The sequence below is a fragment of the Streptomyces morookaense genome, assembly GCF_013030945.1.
Taxonomy (GTDB): domain Bacteria; phylum Actinomycetota; class Actinomycetes; order Streptomycetales; family Streptomycetaceae; genus Streptomyces; species Streptomyces morookaensis.
The window spans coordinates 1-18,134 of the sequence record NZ_JABBXF010000013.1 but is presented as its reverse complement, the minus strand read 5'-3'; the positions used below and the strand labels follow the sequence as shown (position 1 = coordinate 18,134).

The following is an 18,134-nucleotide window of genomic DNA, read 5'->3' as shown; positions in this document are numbered from 1 at the left end:
ATGTCATGACGGTACGTCAGGAGCAGGGGGTCCCGTTCGCGCGGGCGGCCCGGGAGCTGGGGCTCACGCCCCGGGACTTCGAACTGGCCGTGCAGCTGGGGGAGGTGCGGACCGTCGCGTGCGGTCCCGGCGGGCGGCGCAGGGTGCCTCAGGAGGAGATCGAGCGGCATCGGGCCGCCGGGGGATTCCCCGAGGCCCTGCGCTCCCGGCTGTGGGTGGTCGGCACCGCCGAGGGGGCCGAGCTGCTGGGCATCAGCCCCTCCCGCTTCGGACGCCTCGCCCGCGGCGGCCACTTCGCGCCGGTGAGGTTCTATGTGAACCGGTACCGGGCCGTGGTCTGGCACTATCTCGCCTCGGACCTCGCGGAGTTCGCCGACCGCCATCCCGAACTGCTCACCGGCCGCAGCCCCTTCCCGCTGCGCACCGCACCGGAGGAACGCACCGACCGGCGGCCGCGCAGCTGGCGGGCCCGCCGCATCGAGCAGCTCACCAGCCGCGCAGAGGACGCCTGGCAGCGCGCGGCCGCTCTCGCAGCCGTGCTCGATCCCGTGCAGCTGGCCGATGCGGTGCCGGATCCGGACGAGCGTGCCTGCCTGCGCCTCCTGCGCCCCGTCCTCGTCGCCGCACGCCCGGTGGCCCCGGCCGCCCGCGAAGTGATCGAAGCGCTGGTGATGGCGGAGGATCCGGACGAGATCGAGTGGTACCGGCACTGCCTGGTGGCCGCTCTGCAGGAGGCCCGGGCGGACCGGTGCCCGCCCCGGTGGGAGGAGAACCGGTACCGGGGCGTCCCGGACACCCCGGTACCGGACACCCCGGCGCCGCCGCCGGAGCCGGCCCGGCCGCACGGACTGCGCCGGCTCCTGCCGTGGCGGGGCACCCGGCGGGCGGAAGCGGCTACAGCTGGCCGACGTCCGTGACCCGCACCACGGCACGGCCCTCCTCGTCGGAGGCCGCGAGGTCCACCTCGGCGGAGATGCCCCAGTCGTGGTCGCCGCTGGGGTCGGCGAAGGTCTGCCGGACCCGCCACAGCCCGTCCTCCGGACGCTCCTCGATGCTGATCAGCTTGGGGCCGCGGGCGTCCGGACCGGTCCCCAGCTCCTCGTACTCGTCCCAGTAGGCGTCCATCGCATCGGCCCAGCGGTCCTCGTCCCAGCCCGCCTCGGCATCCAGCTCGCCCAGCTCGGCGACCTTGTCGAGAGCCGCCAGCTCGACCCGCCGGAACATCGCGTTGCGCACCAGCACCCGGAACGCCCGGGCGTTGGCCGTGACCGGCTTGACCTGGTCGGCGCGTTCCTGGGCCTCCTCCGCCGACTCCACCTCGGGGTTGGCCAGCTGCTCCCACTCGTCCAGCAGGCTGGAGTCGACCTGGCGGACCATCTCGCCGAGCCAGGCGATCAGATCCTCGAAGTCGTCGGACTTCAGGTCGTCCGGCACGGTGTGGTCCAGCGCCTTGTAGGCGCTCGCCAGGTACCGCAGCACGATGCCCTCGGTCCGCGCAAGATCGTAGAAGGAGGTGAACTCCGTGAACGTCATGGCCCGCTCGTACATGTCGCGGATGACGGACTTCGGGGACAGCGGGTGATCGCCGACCCAGGGGTGGCTCTTGCGGTAGACGCCGTAGGCGTGGGACAGCAGCTCCTCCAGCGGCTTGGGGTGGCTGATGTCGGCGAGGCGCTCCATGCGCTCCTCGTACTCGATGCCCTCGGCCTTCATCGCCGCGACGGCCTCGCCGCGCGCCTTGTTCTGCTGCGCCACGAGGATCTGCCGCGGGTCGTCCAGCGTCGACTCCACGACCGAGACCATGTCCAGGGCGTAGGAGGGCGACTCCGGGTCGAGGAGCTCGAAGGAGGCCAGGGCGAACGTCGACAGCGGCTGGTTGAGCGCGAAGTCCGACTGCAGGTCCACGGTCAGCCGCACGATGCGGCCCTCGGCGTCCGGCTCGTCGAGCTGCTCGACCACGCCGCCGTCCAGCAGCGACCGGTAGATCGCGATCGCCCGGCGGATGTGCCGCAGCTGGTTCTTGCGCGGCTCGTGGTTGTCCTCCAGCAGCCTGCGCATCGCCTCGAAGGCGTTGCCCGGGCGCGCGATGACCGCCAGGAGCATCGCATGGGTGACCCGGAAGCGGGAGGTGAGCTGCTCCGGCTCGGAGGCGATGAGCTTCTCGAAGGTGTTCTCGGTCCAGTTGACGAAGCCCTCCGGGGCCTTCTTGCGGACCACCTTGCGGCGCTTCTTGGGGTCGTCGCCGGCCTTGGCGAGCGCCTTCTCGTTCTCGACGACGTGGTCGGGCGCCTGCGCCACGACGAAGCCCGCCGTGTCGAAGCCCGCCCGGCCGGCCCGCCCGGCGATCTGATGGAACTCCCGGGCCCGCAGCGTGCGCACCCGCTGGCCGTCGTACTTGGTCAGCGCCGTGAACAGCACCGTGCGGATGGGCACGTTGACGCCGACGCCCAGGGTGTCCGTACCGCAGATGACCTTGAGCAGTCCGGCCTGCGCCAGCCGCTCCACCAGTCGCCGGTACTTCGGCAGCATCCCTGCGTGGTGCACGCCGATGCCGTGCCGCACGAAGCGCGAGAGGTTCCGGCCGAACTTGGTGGTGAAGCGGAAGTTGCCGATGAGCTTGGCGATCTCGTCCTTCTCCTCGCGCGAGCACATGTTGATGCTCATCAGCGCCTGCGCCCGCTCGACGGCGGCGGCCTGGGTGAAGTGGACGATGTAGACGGGGGCCTGCTGCGTCTGGAGGAGCTCGGTCAGCGTCTCGGTGAGCGGAGTCGAGCGGTACTCGTACGACAGCGGGACGGGCCGCGTCGCGGAGCGGACGACGGAGGTGGGCCGGCCGGTGCGCCGGGTGAGGTCCTCCTCGAAGCGGGACACGTCGCCGAGGGTGGCGGACATCAGGACGAACTGCGCCTGCGGGAGCTCCAGGAGCGGGATCTGCCACGCCCAGCCCCGGTCCGGCTCCGCATAGAAGTGGAACTCGTCCATCACGACCTGGCCGATGTCGGCGTCCTTGCCGTCCCGCAGCGCGATGGAGGCGAGGACCTCGGCGGTGCAGCAGATGACCGGCGCATCGGCGTTGACGGAGGCGTCGCCGGTGAGCATCCCGACGTTCTCCGTGCCGAAGATCTTGCACAGGTCGAAGAACTTCTCCGACACCAGCGCCTTGATGGGCGCCGTGTAGAAGGTCACCTGGTCGTGGGCGAGCGCCGTGAAGTGCGCACCGGCGGCCACCAGGCTCTTGCCGGACCCGGTCGGGGTCGAAAGGATCACGTTGGCCCCGGAGACCACCTCGATCAGCGCCTCCTCCTGAGCGGGGTAGAGCGTGATGCCCCGCTCCTCGGCCCAGGTCGAGAACGCTTCGAAAAGGGCGTCGGGGTCGGCATGGCTCGGCATCTGATCGATAAGGGTCACGCCTCCATACTGCCTGGTCCGGGGCCGGATCAGGGAACCGGGCGGCGGTGGCCGGCCTGCGGACGGTTACGCTGAGTACCCGATCCGGCGTCAGAAAAGGGGACTCCGGGCAGCAAAGGGGTGGAATCGAGCATGATGGGACCGGCGCACTCGCTGTCCGGAGCGGCCGCCTGGCTGGGGGTGGGCGCCGCCGTCGCGGCGGGAGGCTGCGCAATGCCCTGGCCGGTGCTCGTCGTCGGAGCGCTGATCTGTGCCGGGGCGGCGCTCGCCCCGGACCTCGACCACAAGTCGGCGACCATATCGCGGGCGTTCGGTCCGATATCGCGGAACCTCTGCGAGATCATCGACCGCCTCTCCCACACCGTCTACAAGGCGACCCGGATGAAGGGCGACCCCCGGCGCAACGGGGGCCACCGCACGCTCACCCACACGGCGCTGTGGGCCCTGCTGATCGGCGCCGGTGCCTCCGCGCTGGCCGTGACCGGCGGACGCTGGGCCGTGCTCGGCATCCTCTTCGTCCACATGGTGCTCGCGGTCGAGGGCCTGTTGTGGCGGATGGCCAGGACGTCCAGCGATGTCCTGGTCTGGCTTCTGGGCGCGGCCGGCGCCTGGATCCTCGCCGAAGTGCTCAACCGCCCCGGCAACGGATCCGACTGGCTGTTCTCCGGGCCCGGCGAGGAGTACATGTGGCTCGGCCTGCCCATCGTCCTCGGTGCCCTGGTGCACGACATCGGGGACGCGCTCACCGTCTCCGGCTGCCCGATCCTGTGGCCCCTGCCCATCGGGCGCAAGCGCTGGTACCCCGTCGGCCCGCCGAAGGCCATGCGCTTCCGCGCCGGCAGCTGGGTGGAACTGAAGGTGCTCATGCCTTCTTTCATGCTGCTCGGCGCCCTCGGCGGGCTCGGGGCCCTGGAGATCGTCTGACCGTCGGCACCGGCTGCCGGGGCGTGTCCTAGCGGTGCCAGGACCGCCACAGTGCGGCGTACGCGCCGTCCGCCCCGACCAGTTCGTCATGGCTGCCCATCTCGCTGATCCGGCCCTCCTCCGCCACCACGATCACGTCCGCGTCGTGGGCCGTGTGCAGCCGGTGCGCGATGGCCACGACCGTGCGGCCGTCCAGTACCTTCGCCAGCGACCGCTCCAGATGCCGGGCGGCGCGCGGGTCGAGCAGCGAGGTCGCCTCGTCCAGCACCAGTGTGTGCGGGTCGGCGAGCACCAGCCGGGCCAGCGCGATCTGCTGGGCCTGCGCCGGAGTCAGGGCCAGGCCGCCGGAACCGACCTCGGTGTCCAGCCCCGCCTCCAGCCCGCGCGCCCAGCTCTCGGCATCCACCGCGCCGAGGGCCGCCCACAGCTCGCGGTCCCCCGCGTCCGTACGGGCGAGCAGCAGGTTGTCGCGCAACGAGCCCACGAAGACGTGGTGCTCCTGGTTGACCAGTGCCACATGGCGGCGCACCCGCTCGGCCGGCATCCGCGCCAGCTCCGCGCCTCCGAGCGTCACCGCACCCGTACGCGGCGCGTAGACCCCGGCCAGCAGCCTGCCCAGCGTCGACTTGCCCGCGCCCGACGGGCCGACGAGCGCCACCCGGGTGCCCGGACTGACGTCCAGGGACACCCCGTGGAGCACGTCGCCGCCGGGCAGGTAGCCGAAGCGCACCTCGTCCGCCCGCACCTCGCGCCCGGCCGGATCCGCGCGCTCGTCCACGGCGCCGGACTCGATCTCGTGGACACCCACCAGCCGGGCCAGCGAGACCTGGGCGACCTGGAGCTCGTCGTACCAGCGCAGGATCAGGCCCACCGGCTCGGTGAGCATCTGTGCGAAGAGCGCGCCAGTCGTCAACTCGCCCACCGAGATCCAGCCCTGCAGCACGAACACGCCCCCGAACACCAGGACCGCGCCCAGCAGCAGCACGTGCGTCACGTTGATCACGGGGTAGAAGACCGACCGGAGCCACATCGTGTAGCGCTCCCACTGCGTCCACTCGCGGATCCGGCGGTCGGAGAGGGACACCCGGCGCTCGCCCAGCCGGTGCGCCTCGACGGTCCGTCCGGCGTCCACGGTCTCCGTCAGCGACGCCGCGACGGCGGCATAGCCCGCCGCCTCGGAGCGGTAGGCACTCGGTGCCCGGCGGAAGTACCAGCGTCCGCCGACCACCACGACCGGGACCGCCACCAGCACGCTCAGCGCCAGGGGCGGAGCCGTGAGCGTCAGAGCACCCAGCAGCAGCCCTGCCCAGACGAAGCCGATGGCCAGCTGCGGAACGGCCTCGCGCATGGCGTTCGCCAGCCGGTCGATGTCCGTGGTGATCCGCGACAACAGGTCGCCGGTACCGGCCCGTTCCAGCACGCCGGGTGGCAGGGCCACCGACCGCACGAGGAAGTCCTCGCGCAGGTCGGCGAGCATCTGCTCGCCGAGCACTGCACCGCGCAGACGTACCGCCCGGACGAAAACCGTCTGAACGGCCAGGGCGACAGCGAACAGCGAAACCGTACGGCCCAGATGAAAGTCATGTGACCCGGAGGACAAGTCCTCGACGAGCCGGCCCAGCAGCCACGGCCCGACCATCGAGGCGATCACGGCGACCGCATTCGCCCCGACCAGCAGGGCGAAGTCCCTGCGGTGCCTGCGCAGCAGACGCCTCACATAACTCCGCACCGTCGACGGCCTGCCGACGGGCAGGGTCGTCGCCGATTCCGGAGCAGCCGGGTCATAGGCCGGTGGTGCCACGCCGATCATGCCGACTCCTCGATCTGCTCGCCCGCCGCGGGTGTCGTCGACTCCACGAGTTCCCTGTCCGATTCCTCATCCGTCTGCCGGGTGACGACCGCGTGGTACACCCGGTCGCGGCGCAGCAGTTCACTGTGGGCGCCCACCGCCGCCACCCGGCCGTCACGGACGAACACCACACGGTCCGCACGGTCGAGCAGCAGGGGGCTGGAGGTGAACACCACCGTCGTACGGCCATGGCGCAGCCTGCGCACGCCCTCGGCGATCCGGGCCTCGGTGTGCGAGTCGACCGCCGACGTCGGCTCGTCCAGCACCAGCACCTCGGGGTCGGTCACCAACGACCGTGCCAGGGCCAGCCGCTGACGCTGCCCGCCGGACAGCGAGCGACCGCGCTCGGTGATCCGCGCAGCCATCGGGCCGGCCGAGCCCGCCGCGGACGACCGGGCCAGGGAGTCCAGCGCGTCCCGGCACTCGGCAGCCTCCAGGGCGGCTTCCGCAGGCACCGCGCCGGAGCAGGGCACGTCCAGCAGCTCCGCCAGCGTCCCGGACAGCAGCACCGGGTCCTTGTCCTGGACGAGCACCGCGGCGCGCGCCGCATCCAGCGGCACAGCGTCCAGCGCGACACCGCCCAGCAGCACCGACGGCACGCCTTCCCCGGCTTCCGCGGCATGACCACCCAGCCGCTCGGCGAGCAGGCCCGCAGCATCCGGATCGCCGCACACCACGGCCGTCATCTCGCCTGCGGGGGCGAGCAGTCCGGTCGCCGGGTCGTACAAGTCACCGGTGAGAGCGCCCTCGTGCCCCTCGGAGTCCTGCTCAGGGGATGCCGTGCGGTGCAGGGCCAGCACCCGAGCCGCGCGCTGCGCCGAGGGCCGGGAGAAGGAATAGGCCATGGCGATCTCCTCGAACTGGCGGAGCGGGAACAGCAGGAACGTGACCATGCCGTACACCGTCACCAGCTCGCCGACGCCCATCCGGCCGTCCCGGGCCAGACCGACCCCGTACCAGACCACGGCGATCAGCAGCAGGCCCGGCAGGAGCACCTGCACCGCCGCGATCAGCGCCCACATGCGGGCGCTGCGCACGGCAGCCCTGCGCACCTCCTGCGACGCACGACGGTAGCGGGAGAGGAACAGTTCCTCACCGCCGATGCCCCGCAGCACCCGCAGGCCGGCCACGGTGTCCGACGCCAGTTCCGTGGCACGTCCTGCCTTGTCGCGCTGCTCGTCGGCGCGCCGTGTGGCAGGCGGCAGCAACGGCAGCACCGCCAGCGTCAGGACGGGCACGCCCAGGGCGACCACGGCGCCCAGGGCGGGCTGGTAGACCACCAGGGCCACGCACACCGCCACCGTGGTGAACGCAGCGGAGGCGAAGCGTGACAGGGCCTCCACGAACCAGCCGATCTTCTCGACGTCGCCCGTGGACACGGCCACGACCTCGCCCGCCGCGACGCGCCGGGTCAGCGTCGCCCCCAACTCCGCTGTCTTGCGGGCCAGAAGCTGCTGTATGCGCGCCGCAGCCGTGATCCAGTTGGTGACGGCCGCCCGGTGGAGCATCGTGTCGCCCAGGGCGGTGAGCGCACCGAAGAGCGCCATGAGGCCGCCCGCGAGCGCCAGCCGTGCGCCGGAGCGGTCCACGACGGCCTGCACGGTCAGGCCCACGGCCAGCGGGAAGAGTGCGACGGACGACATGTGGACGACGCCCCACAGCAGGGCCTTGAGCTGGCCGCCCAACTGGTTCCGGCCGAGCCAGAGCAGCAGGCGCGGGCCCGATCGGACGTCCGGTCGGCCGGGATCGGCATACGGAAGATCACGAATGTGCATGGCAACCCGGATTCGGCAGGGGAGTGGGAGGGAGCCGTGCAAGGCTCGCGGCACCGGGAGGGCGAGTTCAACTGGTTTTTCCGGGCGCGAAGCGGATCAGGCCAACGAGGCACTGGCGCACAGCAGTACGAAGCGCTTCACTCCTGCCCCATGAGACGAATGCTGCTCACTCTGTGCGCCGCTGCTGCCGGCCTCGTGCTGGGCGCGGGCCCGGCCACGGCCGCGGAGCCGCCCACCGAGTTCGGCACCCACTGGCACGACCCGGTCACCGCAGGCCCGCCCGTGTCCGTCCCGGACACCCCCTCCTGCCAAGTGACGGTCGCCGACACCGAGTTCCGCGACTACACGCCCTACCGGGGCACCTACACGCCGCCCGCCGAATGCGGCCACCGCTGGAACAAGGTCGTCCTGAGGCTCGAAGGCTCCGTGGCCGGGCGGCAGTACGACCGGCTCGGCTATCTGCACATCGGCGGGGTCGAGGTCCTGCGCACCTCCACCCCCGAACCCTCGCCCCAGGGCATCACCTGGAAGGTGGAGAAGGACGTCACACGATACGCCGCAACGCTGCGCGAACAGCAGCCCGTCGAGATGCTCATCGGCAACACCGTGGACGGGACCTACACCGGCGTCATCAAGGTCAAGGCGACCCTCACCTTCTACACGGCACAGGACCGGGTGAAGGAGGCGCACACACCGGACAAGGTCCTCACACTTCAGGACGCTCACACCGACGGCGGCGTGTACGAAGGGCAGTTGACGACACCGCGCAACAGCGAGCGCATCATCGCCGAGGTGTATGCCACCGGATCGGGCGGTGGCTGCGAGGAGTTCTGGTACCTGGCGGTGCCGGACAGTGCGCCGTACTCGTGCAGGACCAAGGACGGGCCGTACCGCGAGGTGCAGGTCACGGTCGACGGCAGACTCGCGGGCATCGCGGCGCCGTTCCCGACCGTGTGGACGGGCGGATGGTCCAACCCCTTCCTGTGGTACGTCGTTCCGGGCCCGCGCGCCTTCGACGTGCGCCCGGTGGAGTACGACCTCACCCCGTTCGCCGGACAACTCGACGACGGGCGTCCCCACCGGATCGCAGTGTCGGTCACCGGTGTGCCCGCCGGACAGAGCGGCTGGAGCACCCCCACCAACATCCTGGTCTGGCAGGACGCCAAGGCGGCGCACGTGACCGGCGCACTGCTCACGAGCCGGGCGGGCGACCCCGCCACCACCACCTCCTACGAACCGGGCGATGAACGCCGGTTGACGGCCGAGGGCGCGCACTCGCTCACGGTCGCGGGATACCTCGACACCTCGCACGGACGGGTCACGACGACCGTCACCCGCACGCTCGCCGCCAGGTCCGTACACCGGTGGAACGCGGACGAGTCGACGGACGCGCTGCAGGGGCGCTGGAACGATGATGAGACGGTCACCGTCCACGGCCGGGGCCCCGCGACCGTCACCAGCACCCGGCGCACCTACACCATGGACGGCGCGACGACCGTGGACGCCGGCAACCGGCTGCGCACGACCATGACCATGGGCGACCGTGCGGACACCGCCACCCTGCGGGCCGGACGCCGCACCGAGTGGTCACGGCTGAACGACACCTACACCGGTGACGCCTCGTACAACCAGAACGTGCCCCGTGAACAGCGGCATGCCACGGGCGTCTCACGCGAGCACTACCGCCTCCTCGGACCGGATGCCTGCTACGACCGGACCCTGGCCACGGCCCAGGGCGAGCTGACGGAGGATCGTTACGGCTGCTGAGCCGGGCCCCCGGGCGGAGTTCGCCGCGGCCTCACGGCTCCGGCGTGCCGGCGAACTCCGCGCGGATCGCGGCCGTGTGCTCGCCGAGCGCCGGTACCGGCCCCATCACCGCCTCCCGCCCGGTGACCTGGACAGGCGGCAGCAGGCCGCGCAGCGGCCCGGCCGGTGAACCGAAGTCGCGCCACCGGTCGCGTGCTGCCAGCTGCGGATGGTCGGCCAGTTCGGCGACCGTCCGCAGCCGGGCGTTGGCGATCCCCGCCCCGTCGAGCAGGGCGACGACACCGTCCGCCGTGTGCGGGGCGAAACACTCCTCCATGAGCGCTGTCAGTTCCCCGTCGTGCGCGTGGCGCAACGGGTTGTCGGCGAAGCGCGCGTCCCGGGCCAACCCCGGTCGCCGCAGCACCTGTTCGCACAGGGCGACCCACTCCCGGTCGCTCTGCACGCTGAGAAAGACCTGCGCCCCGTCCCCGCACCGGTAATGACCGTAAGGGGAGATGGTGGGATGACGGGCGGCGTTGCGCGTGAGGGGCGTGCCGCCGTACTCCTGGGTGAAGTACGGATGGCCCATCCACTCCGCGAGCGCGTCGAGGAGGGAGACGGCGAGCGCCGATCCCCGTCCGGTGCGCTCGCGTTCGTAGAGGGCTGTCAGTATGCCTGTGCAGGCGTACATCGCCCCTGCGATGTCGGCCACGGAGATCCCGGGCCGGGCGGGCGAGTCCGCGGTGCCGGTGATCGAGAGCAGCCCCGCTTCGCACTGGACCAGCAAGTCGTAGGCCTTCTTGTCGCGGTACGGACCGTCCGGGCCGTATCCCGAGACGTCACAGGTGATCAGCCGCGGGTGCCGTGCGCGCAGCAGCTCGCTGCCGAGCCCGAGCCGGCCGGCAGCACCCGGCGCGAGGTTCTGTATGAACACGTCGGCACGGGCGAGGAGCCGGTCGAGCAGGGCGCGGTCGGCCGGGGCCTTGAGATCGAGAACGACGCTCTCCTTGCCGCGGTTGACCCAGACGAAATAGGCGGAGAGGCCCTTCACGCTGCCGTCGTAGTCGCGGGCGAAGTCGCCGCGTCCCGGACGCTCGATCTTGATGACGCGTGCGCCGAGGTCGGCGAGCTGGCGGGTCGCGAAGGGGGCCGCAACGGCCTGTTCGAGCGCGACGACCGTGATGCCGTGCAGGGGCGGTTCCAAGGGGTTCCTCCCGGTATGCCGTCAGTGCCAGCTACGAGCGTTGGCCATCAGCGTTGGCCAGCCAGGGCGATCATATGACTGGGCCTGTGGACAACTCGGCACGCGGCGGAGGTGCTTCTCCTACGGTGAGAGTCGGGAAGCGGCCGGCGGGGTGGGCCGCAGGAGGTAGGCGTAGCTGTAGTCACGGTCGGCGTGCAGCAGGTAGGCCTCCAACGGTGGCGCACCCCAGGAGTCGTTGCCGCCCACGCCCGTCTGGCGGTGGTTGACGCCCAGCACGGTCCCGTCCCCGGGCTTCAGCTCGTGCGGATGGCGTGGGCCCTCCAGCTCGAAAGGGGACCAGGGCAGTGCGCTGATCTCCAGCAACTGATGGGTGTCGCCGTCCGCGGCGGCGGAGCCGGCGTCGGCCAGGACGCACAGCCCGGCGCCGTCCGGCGCCGTGAGCGAGGCACTGCGCACATCGACGGCATTGCCCGCCTGCTGCGGGCGCTCGTACGGCATGAAGGAGGAACCGGCGGTGTCCGGGGCGTTCAGGGAAAGACGATGACGGCCGACGAAGGCGCTGGTCCGCCGGTCCTGATAGTTCTCGTGCGGTCCGCGCCCGTACCAGCTGAGGTCCGTGAATTCTCCCGGCACGGTCAACAGCGCGCCCACCAGCGGGAGATCGGGGAGTCCGGCGCCGGGTGCGAGGGTGTGCCGCACATGCAGGTCGCCGTCGGCGTGCACGGTGAAGACGGTGGTCCAGCGGGAGACCGCCGGGGCAGTGGGCAGGGCGGCCGTGACGGCGATCACGACTTCGGCGGGCGAGGGCCGCTCGACCTGGATCCCCGTCACGGTCCGCCGGGCACCGGCGTCCCGCCAGGTGCGCGAGGTGATCTGGGCACCGCGGCCGATGTCGTTGTCGGTCGGGGCGCGCCAGAAGTTGGGGACGGGTCCGTCCGTCAGCAGGGTCCGGTCATGACAGCGGAAAGTGGTGAACGAGCCGGTGAAGACGTCCAGTACGAGTTCGAGACAGGACCCGGCGACGGTGACGGCATGCGGGGCCCGGGCGACCCGGAGCGCGGGCGGCCGCGAGGCCCGGCGCTTCGGGGGCGGAGCCTCGCGCCAGGGGAGCGCGAGCTGTTCGGCGGCGACGACATGACCCGCCTCGGCCCATCGCGTGCCCTCCCGCAGCACGCAGGAGACGTTCAGCCAGTATTCGGCGCCCGGTTCCGGCTTCTCAGGCGGCTCCAGCGGAAGGGACACGGTCACGGTCCGGCCGGGCGCGGCCTCCGGGGCGGAGGTGGTACCCGTCTGCACGGGGGTGCCGTCGCAGATGACCTCCCACCGGAGGTCGTAGGCCTCCAGGCCGGTGAACAGCTGCCGGTTGGCGATCCTCAGCGTGCCTGCTCCCGTGCCCGGCGCCGCAGCGGTGAACTGCACAGGCTGGTACACCTTCTTGACCTCGTGCAGCGCAGGGTGGGGAGTGCGGTCGGCCGCGACGAGGCCGTTGCAGCAGAAGTTGCCGTCGGAGAGGGAGCCGATGCCCCAGTCCCCGCCGTAGGAGAGGTAGCTGCGGCCGGGGTCGCCCGGCATCGGGAGGCGTACGGCCTGGTCGGCGAAGTCCCAGATGAAGCCGCCGTGCAGCGTGGGGTGGGCCTCGATGACGTCCCAGTACTCCTGGAGGTTTCCGGTGCTGTTGCCCATCGAGTGCGCGTACTCGCACAGGATGTACGGCTTGGGGTTGCCGGACAGCCCGTAGGCGGCCACCTCTGCCGGCGTGGCGTACATGCGCGATTCGACGTCGGCGACGGCGTTCATGCCCTCGTAATGCACGGGCCGCGAGGGGTCGCGGCGGTGCACCCAGTCGGCCATGGCCCGGAAGACTCCGCCCTGTCCCGCTTCGTTGCCCAGCGACCACATCACCACGCTGGGATGGTTCTTGTCGCGCTCGACCAGGCTGCGCACGCGGTCGAGGCAGGCTCCCGCCCACTCGGGCAGGTCCGCAGGCAGGCTGTCCCGTACCTCGTGCGTCTCCAGGTTGGCCTCGTCGATCACATAGAGGCCGTACTCGTCGCACAGCTCCAGCCAGCGCGGGTGGTTGGGGTAATGGGAGGTGCGGACGGCGTTGATGTTGTGCTGCTTCATGATGCGGATGTCCTCGACCATCCGCTGCTCGGTGACCGCCTGCCCACGGTCGGGGTCCGTCTCGTGCCGGTTGACGCCGCGGAAGACCATCGGCCGGCCGTTGACGGTCAGTTCTCCCGGGCCCCAGCGGACGGTGCGGAAGCCGACCCGTGTGCGCTGGACGTCGATGATGTCGCCCTGGGGATCGGCCAGTTCGATTGTGAGGAGGTACAGGGCGGGATCCTCGGCCGACCACAGGGCGGGCCCGGCCACCCGGGCGCCGAGCTCCACGGTCGCCTCGGCCGATCCGTCGAAGCGGGCGGTGCCGGTGAGGGCCAGCACGGGGGCGCCCTCGGTGTCGTAGAGGGTCGCCTGCAGCTGGTGGGGGCCGGGCCGAGGGCCCTGGCGGGAGCGCACGGTCGCGGTCACGATCAGTCCGGCGTCCCGGCAGTCGGCGTCCAACTCGGTGCGCACGAAGAGGTCGTGGACGTGGACGGGGGAGACCGCATAGAGGTACACGTCGCGGAAGATGCCGGACAGGTCGATCATGTCCTGGTCCTCGAGCCAGCTTCCGCTGGACCAGCGGTAGACCTCCACGGCAAGGGAGTTGAGGGGCTCGTCCGCGCCCGTGCGCACATAAGGAGTGAGGTCGAACTCGGCGGGCGCATAGCTGTCCTCGCTGTAACCGACCAGCCGGCCGTTGACCCACACGCAGAACGCGGATTTCACCCCCTGGAAGGAGAGGAGGACATGCCGCCCCGTCCACGTGCGGGGGACGGTGAAGGCGCGGCGATAGGAGCCGACCGGATTGAAGCCGGTGGGCACCTGTGGGGGATCAGGTTGCTCATATCCGCACCAGGGATAACGGACGTTGAAGTAGACCGGCTCCGGGTACCCCTGCAGTTCCCAGTTGCCGGGCACGGTGATGCGGTCCCAGCCGGAGTCGTCGAAGTCGTCGGCGGAGAAGTCCGCGGGCCGTTCGCCGGGGTTCCGCGACCAGGTGAAGTGCCAGTCGCCGTTGAGCGAACGGTAGTAGGGGGAGGCCTCCGGCCGGCCGTCGAGGGCGGAGGCGAGGTCCGCGAACGGGACGAGAGGGGTACGGGCGGGCTCCCGGTTCACCTGGAAGGTCTCGGGAGCGGAGAGCCACTCGCACATGGGCCGACTCCAAGGCGCACGAGGGAACAGGAGGCACCAGGGTCGAACAGAACCGATAAAGGTCACAACCCCCGCGCGGGGGCGGAGTCACCCGTCACGGCTTGTTCATCGCGTGGACGGCCGTCGTGCACGAGGATCACGTCCAGTGCGCGCGGGCCGTGCACGCCCTCCACCCGGTCGAGTTCGATGTCGCTGGTCGCGGAGGGCCCCGAGATCCAGGTCAACGGCCGTGCGGGGTCCAGGCGTCCGAGAGCCTGTGGTACCGAGTCCACGATCTGGTCGGCCGTTCTCACCACGCACACGTGATGGTCCGGGACGAGGGTGATGAGACGCCGTCCCTGGTCAGGGCCTGCGTCGAGGACCACTGTTCCGGTCTCGGCGATCGCCAGGGCGCAGCCGGTGACCACGCTGTCCACGGCATCCAGCTCCCGCGCCGTGAGGCCGGCCGAGTCGGGCACCTGCTCCACGGGCGCCTGCGCGAGCCACTCGGCGGGCAGCCCGGCCGGGACGGCCACGCGCCGTGCTCCGCGTCGGCCGAGCAACTCCGTGAGCAGGGCGGGCAGTCCGGTCGCGGCCACGCGGTGCACGACGGCACGGTAGTCGGCGAGGTTCTCGGCGAGCAGGTCCGCGGACTCGGCAGGGGTGCGTGCTCCGTGGGTGCGCAGGTAGTCGCGCGGGACGGGGTGGTCCTGCGGGCGCTCGTGGGCCGGTACGTCGGCGAGTGCACGGCGCACCCGCGCCAGGATCCGGTCCCTGCTGGTGCCTCTCATGCCGTGCCTCCGCGGGTGCGGGCCCACCAGTCGCGGAACGGTTCCGTTGGCAGCGGGGGCAGTTCGCGGGTGTCGGACCAGGCGCGGCCCGGCCCGGGCAGCCGTCGGGGATGGAGGCGGCGGGTGCGGGCCGCGAGGCGCTGGGCGCGGCGCAGTGCTCGGGGGTGGTCGAGCGTCCAGCCGGCGGCGTGCATCATGGCGCGTTCGGCGAGGTGCTTCTTCGCCGGCTTGACGACGGTCCGGATGCCCCGGGTCGTGACCTCGCCGCCCTGGACGACACGTTCGCGCAGGTGCACCAGGATCTCGGGGATGTCGATGGCGACCGGGCACACGTCGTAGCAGGCGCCGCACAGGGAGGAGGCGAAGGGGAGGGACTCCTCCAGAGGGGAGGCGAGGCCGCGGAGTTGAGGGGTGAGAACGGCGCCGATGGGGCCCGGGTAGGGGGAGCCGTAGGCGTGGCCGCCCGCGCGCTCGTAGACGGGGCAGACGTTGAGGCAGGCCGAGCAGCGGATGCAGCGCAGCACCTGCCTGCCGGTCCGGTCGGCGAGGGCGTCGGTGCGGCCGTTGTCGAGGAGGACGAGGTGGAAGGAGCGGGGGCCGTCGTCGTCGGTGGTGCCGGTCCACATCGAGGTGTACGGGTTCATGCGCTCGGCGGTGGCGGAGCGGGGCAGGAGCTGGAGGTAGATCTCCAGGTCCTGCCAGGTGGGGACGGTCTTCTCGATGCCGACGACGGAGATCAGGGTTTCCGGCAGGGTGAGGCACATCCGCCCGTTGCCCTCGGATTCGACGACGACGAGGGTGCCGGTCTCGGCGACCATGAAGTTGGCGCCCGAGACGGCGACTTTGGCACGGAGGAATTTCTCGCGCAGGTGCAGCCGGGCCGCCTCGGCGAGGTCGGAGGGCCGGTCGGTCAGCCCGGATGGTGCCGGGCGGCCCCAGTCGGCCATCCGGGTGCGGAAGATGTCACGGATCTCGCCGCGGCTGCGGTGGATCGCGGGGACCAGGATGTGGGAGGGGAGGTCGTCACCGAGTTGCACGATGAGTTCGGCGAGATCGGTTTCGTACGGTCGGATGCCTGCCTGTTCCAGGGCGGCGTTGAGGCCGGTCTCCTGCGTGGCCATGGATTTGACCTTGACGACCTCGGTCTCGCCGGTGGCCCGTACGAGGTCGGTGACGATGCGGTTCGCCTCGTCGGCGTCGGCCGCCCAGTGGACGGTGCCGCCGGCCCGGGTGACGTTCTCCTCCAGCTGGAGGAGGTAGCGGTCGAGGTGGCGCAGGGTCCGGTCCTTGACGGCGGCTCCGGCCGCGCGCAGTTGGTCCCAGTCGTCCAGTTCGGCGACGGCGGCCGCCCGTTTGGCGCGGATGGTGTGGGTGGCGCGGCGGAGGTTGGCCCGCAGTGTGGCATCGCCGGTGGAGACGGCGGCGGCCTCCGGGAAGGCGGGCATGCCCAGATAGGTGCGGCTCACAGGAGTTTTCCGTCCGTGGAGGCGAGGATCTCCGCGATGTGCACGGGGCGCACGGGGGAGCCCTGGCGGGCGAGGATGCCGCCGATGTGCATCAGGCAGGAGTTGTCGGCGGTGCACAGCACCTGCGCGGCCGACCCGGTGACGGCGCGGGCCTTGTCCGTGCCCATCGCGGCGGACACGGCCGGGTTCTTGACGGCGAAGGTGCCGCCGAATCCGCAGCACTCCTCCGCGCCCGGCAGTTCCCGCAGTTCGAGGCCCTCGACCGCCTCCAGCAGCCGGCGGGGGCGGTCGCCGAGGCCGAGGACACGCAGCCCGTGACAGGTGGGGTGGTAGGTCACGGTGTGGGGGAAGCAGGCGCCGACGTCGGTCACTCCCAGGACGTCGACCAGGAACTCGGTCAGCTCGTAGGTCTTCGGCACCACGGCCGCCGCCGCCTCGGCCAGCGCCTCTGCCCGGCCGGTTGCACGCTGCTCGGTCGCGGCCCGGGCGGCGATGCGAGGGTAGTTGTCGCGGACCATGGCGGCGCAGGAGCCGGAGGGTGTCACGATGACGTCGTGGTCACGGAAGGCCCGGGCGAGCCCGAGCACGAGGGACTCGGCGCGGTGCCGGTAGCCGGTGTTGTAGAGCGGCTGCCCGCAACACGTCTGCTCCAACGGGAAGTCGACCTGCACGCCGAGCCGTTCCAGGAGCGCGACCACCGAGCGCCCGGTGCGGGGGAAGAGGGTGTCGTTGACGCAGGTGACGAACAGTCCCACGCGCATTGCAGCCCGGCACCTCCAAGATCGCCCGTGTCGCCTCATCCTGCCCCAGCCGACGCGGTCTGTGAAGCACCCCTTCCGCTCCGCGGATCCATTGCCAGGAGGAACAATGAGCCCATGACCGAAACCTTTCGCACCCATGTCCTGGACGTCACCACCGGCCGTTCCGAGACGGTGTACGACCTGACGGCCGACTGCGAGGCCTTCCTGCGCGAGGCGGCAGCCGGCCGGGACGGGCTGCTCAACGTCTTCGTGCCGCACGCGACGGCGGGCATCGCCGTTCTGGAGACGGGCGCCGGCAGCGACGACGACCTGCTCGCGGCACTGCACGACCTGCTCCCCGCCGACGACCGCTGGCGCCACCGCCACGGCAGCCCGGGCCACGGCCGCGACCACGTGCTGCCCGCGCTGGTGCCTCCGCACGCGACGTTGCCGGTCGTCGGCGGACGGCTGGAGCTGGGGACCTGGCAGTCCGTGTGCCTGGTGGACACCAACCGGGACAACCCGGACCGCCAGGTGCGGCTCACCTTCCTCGGCTGAGAGCGCCGGGGCCGGCGGAGCCGGTCAGTCCTTCTGTGCCGACGGCGGCAGCTGGCGCAGCTTGACCGGTGCCTTGGAACCGAAGGCCCAGTCGAGCATCTTCACCGCGTCCGGGTAGCGGTTGACGGGGTCGTTGAGGATGACGCCCACGACCGTGCGCTTGCCGCGCTGGGCGGCGAAGACCAGGCACGGGCCGGCGGCGGTGCCCGTTCCCGTCTTGATGCCTATGGCGCCCTTGTACGAGCCGAGCAGCTTGTTCGTGTTGTCCCAGTAGTAGGTGCGGTTGACGTTCGCCGCCTTCTGCTGGGTGGTGGTCGTCCTGACCACCGCGTCGAACGTGGCGCTCGTCAGCGCGTGCCGGGCGAGCTTCGCGTAGTCGCGGGGAGTGGTGTAGTTGTTCCCCGCCTGCGAGATGCCGTCGAACGAGTCGTACTTG

General features: G+C 71.4%; 13 protein-coding genes. 4 read left to right on the top strand and 9 right to left on the bottom strand.

Annotated features, from left to right (window positions below; genetic code table 11):
- Positions 1-5: 5 nt before the first annotated feature.
- On the top strand, positions 6-917 hold the full coding sequence (locus HG542_RS07810) for a DUF6397 family protein (protein WP_171079359.1): 912 nt from the start codon (positions 6-8) through the stop codon (positions 915-917).
- On the opposite strand, the gene HG542_RS07805 is transcribed toward HG542_RS07810, so the two are convergent.
- Entirely contained in the window at positions 895-3,408 is a 2,514-nt protein-coding gene (locus tag HG542_RS07805) for a DEAD/DEAH box helicase (protein WP_171079358.1), read from the bottom strand. The genes HG542_RS07810 and HG542_RS07805 overlap by 23 nt on opposite strands.
- Positions 3,409-3,540: 132 nt before the next feature.
- Between HG542_RS07805 and HG542_RS07800 the strand changes: the two genes are divergently transcribed.
- Positions 3,541-4,332 carry a metal-dependent hydrolase gene (locus HG542_RS07800; protein ID WP_171079357.1) on the top strand — a complete coding sequence of 264 codons (792 nt, stop codon included), beginning with the start codon at positions 3,541-3,543 and terminating at the stop codon, positions 4,330-4,332.
- Positions 4,333-4,360: 28 nt separating this feature from the next.
- On the opposite strand, the gene HG542_RS07795 is transcribed toward HG542_RS07800, so the two are convergent.
- Both HG542_RS07795 and HG542_RS07790 read right to left on the bottom strand, forming a co-directional pair.
- Positions 4,361-6,142, bottom strand: a complete 1,782-nt coding sequence (locus tag HG542_RS07795; protein ID WP_171079356.1) for an ABC transporter ATP-binding protein — start codon at positions 6,140-6,142, stop codon at positions 4,361-4,363.
- A complete protein-coding gene (locus HG542_RS07790) occupies positions 6,139-7,956 on the bottom strand; it encodes an ABC transporter transmembrane domain-containing protein (protein WP_171079355.1) in 1,818 nt (605 codons plus the stop codon). The genes HG542_RS07795 and HG542_RS07790 overlap by 4 nt, the downstream gene beginning before the upstream one ends.
- A gap of 150 nt (positions 7,957-8,106) precedes the next feature.
- Here HG542_RS07790 and HG542_RS07785 point away from each other — a divergent pair, with 150 nt between their 5' ends.
- On the top strand, positions 8,107-9,723 hold the full coding sequence (locus HG542_RS07785) for a peptide-N4-asparagine amidase (RefSeq protein WP_171079354.1): 1,617 nt from the start codon (positions 8,107-8,109) through the stop codon (positions 9,721-9,723).
- A 31-nt stretch (positions 9,724-9,754) separates the two neighbouring features.
- On the opposite strand, the gene HG542_RS07780 is transcribed toward HG542_RS07785, so the two are convergent.
- From HG542_RS07780 to HG542_RS07760, 5 genes are all read right to left on the bottom strand, one after another.
- Positions 9,755-10,906 carry a CaiB/BaiF CoA transferase family protein gene (locus tag HG542_RS07780; protein ID WP_171079353.1) on the bottom strand — a complete coding sequence of 384 codons (1,152 nt, stop codon included), beginning with the start codon at positions 10,904-10,906 and terminating at the stop codon, positions 9,755-9,757.
- Positions 10,907-11,026: 120 nt separating this feature from the next.
- Positions 11,027-14,164 (bottom strand): beta-galactosidase, LacZ type, encoded by a 3,138-nt coding sequence (gene lacZ / locus HG542_RS07775; RefSeq protein WP_171079352.1) that lies wholly within the window; start codon positions 14,162-14,164, stop codon positions 11,027-11,029.
- A gap of 62 nt (positions 14,165-14,226) precedes the next feature.
- Positions 14,227-14,934, bottom strand: a complete 708-nt coding sequence (locus tag HG542_RS07770) for a LutC/YkgG family protein (protein WP_171079351.1) — start codon at positions 14,932-14,934, stop codon at positions 14,227-14,229.
- Positions 14,931-16,400 carry a lactate utilization protein B gene (locus HG542_RS07765; protein WP_190076238.1) on the bottom strand — a complete coding sequence of 490 codons (1,470 nt, stop codon included), beginning with the start codon at positions 16,398-16,400 and terminating at the stop codon, positions 14,931-14,933. Before HG542_RS07765 ends, HG542_RS07770 begins: the two co-directional genes overlap by 4 nt.
- Positions 16,397-17,161, bottom strand: a complete 765-nt coding sequence (locus tag HG542_RS07760; protein ID WP_171079350.1) for a (Fe-S)-binding protein — start codon at positions 17,159-17,161, stop codon at positions 16,397-16,399. Before HG542_RS07760 ends, HG542_RS07765 begins: the two co-directional genes overlap by 4 nt.
- A 114-nt stretch (positions 17,162-17,275) precedes the next feature.
- Here HG542_RS07760 and HG542_RS07755 point away from each other — a divergent pair, with 114 nt between their 5' ends.
- The gene (locus HG542_RS07755; protein WP_171079349.1) at positions 17,276-17,698 is read left to right on the top strand and encodes a secondary thiamine-phosphate synthase enzyme YjbQ; all 423 of its coding nucleotides are present in this window, start codon (positions 17,276-17,278) and stop codon (positions 17,696-17,698) included.
- A 24-nt stretch (positions 17,699-17,722) separates the two neighbouring features.
- On the opposite strand, the gene HG542_RS07750 is transcribed toward HG542_RS07755, so the two are convergent.
- The coding region (locus HG542_RS07750) for a D-alanyl-D-alanine carboxypeptidase family protein (RefSeq protein ID WP_368857182.1) at positions 17,723-18,134 on the bottom strand (412 nt) is incomplete at its 5' end.

Coding starts and splice junctions, on each gene's coding strand:
- HG542_RS07760 (WP_171079350.1), bottom strand. CDS start 17,161: ATGCGCGTGGGACTGTTCGTCACCTGCGTCAACGACACCCTCTTCCCC.
- HG542_RS07770 (WP_171079351.1), bottom strand. CDS start 14,934: ATGAGAGGCACCAGCAGGGACCGGATCCTGGCGCGGGTGCGCCGTGCA.
- HG542_RS07785 (WP_171079354.1), top strand. CDS start 8,107: ATGAGACGAATGCTGCTCACTCTGTGCGCCGCTGCTGCCGGCCTCGTG.
- HG542_RS07790 (WP_171079355.1), bottom strand. CDS start 7,956: ATGCACATTCGTGATCTTCCGTATGCCGATCCCGGCCGACCGGACGTC.
- HG542_RS07800 (WP_171079357.1), top strand. CDS start 3,541: ATGATGGGACCGGCGCACTCGCTGTCCGGAGCGGCCGCCTGGCTGGGG.
- HG542_RS07795 (WP_171079356.1), bottom strand. CDS start 6,142: ATGATCGGCGTGGCACCACCGGCCTATGACCCGGCTGCTCCGGAATCG.
- HG542_RS07810 (WP_171079359.1), top strand. CDS start 6: ATGACGGTACGTCAGGAGCAGGGGGTCCCGTTCGCGCGGGCGGCCCGG.
- HG542_RS07755 (WP_171079349.1), top strand. CDS start 17,276: ATGACCGAAACCTTTCGCACCCATGTCCTGGACGTCACCACCGGCCGT.
- lacZ (WP_171079352.1), bottom strand. CDS start 14,164: ATGTGCGAGTGGCTCTCCGCTCCCGAGACCTTCCAGGTGAACCGGGAG.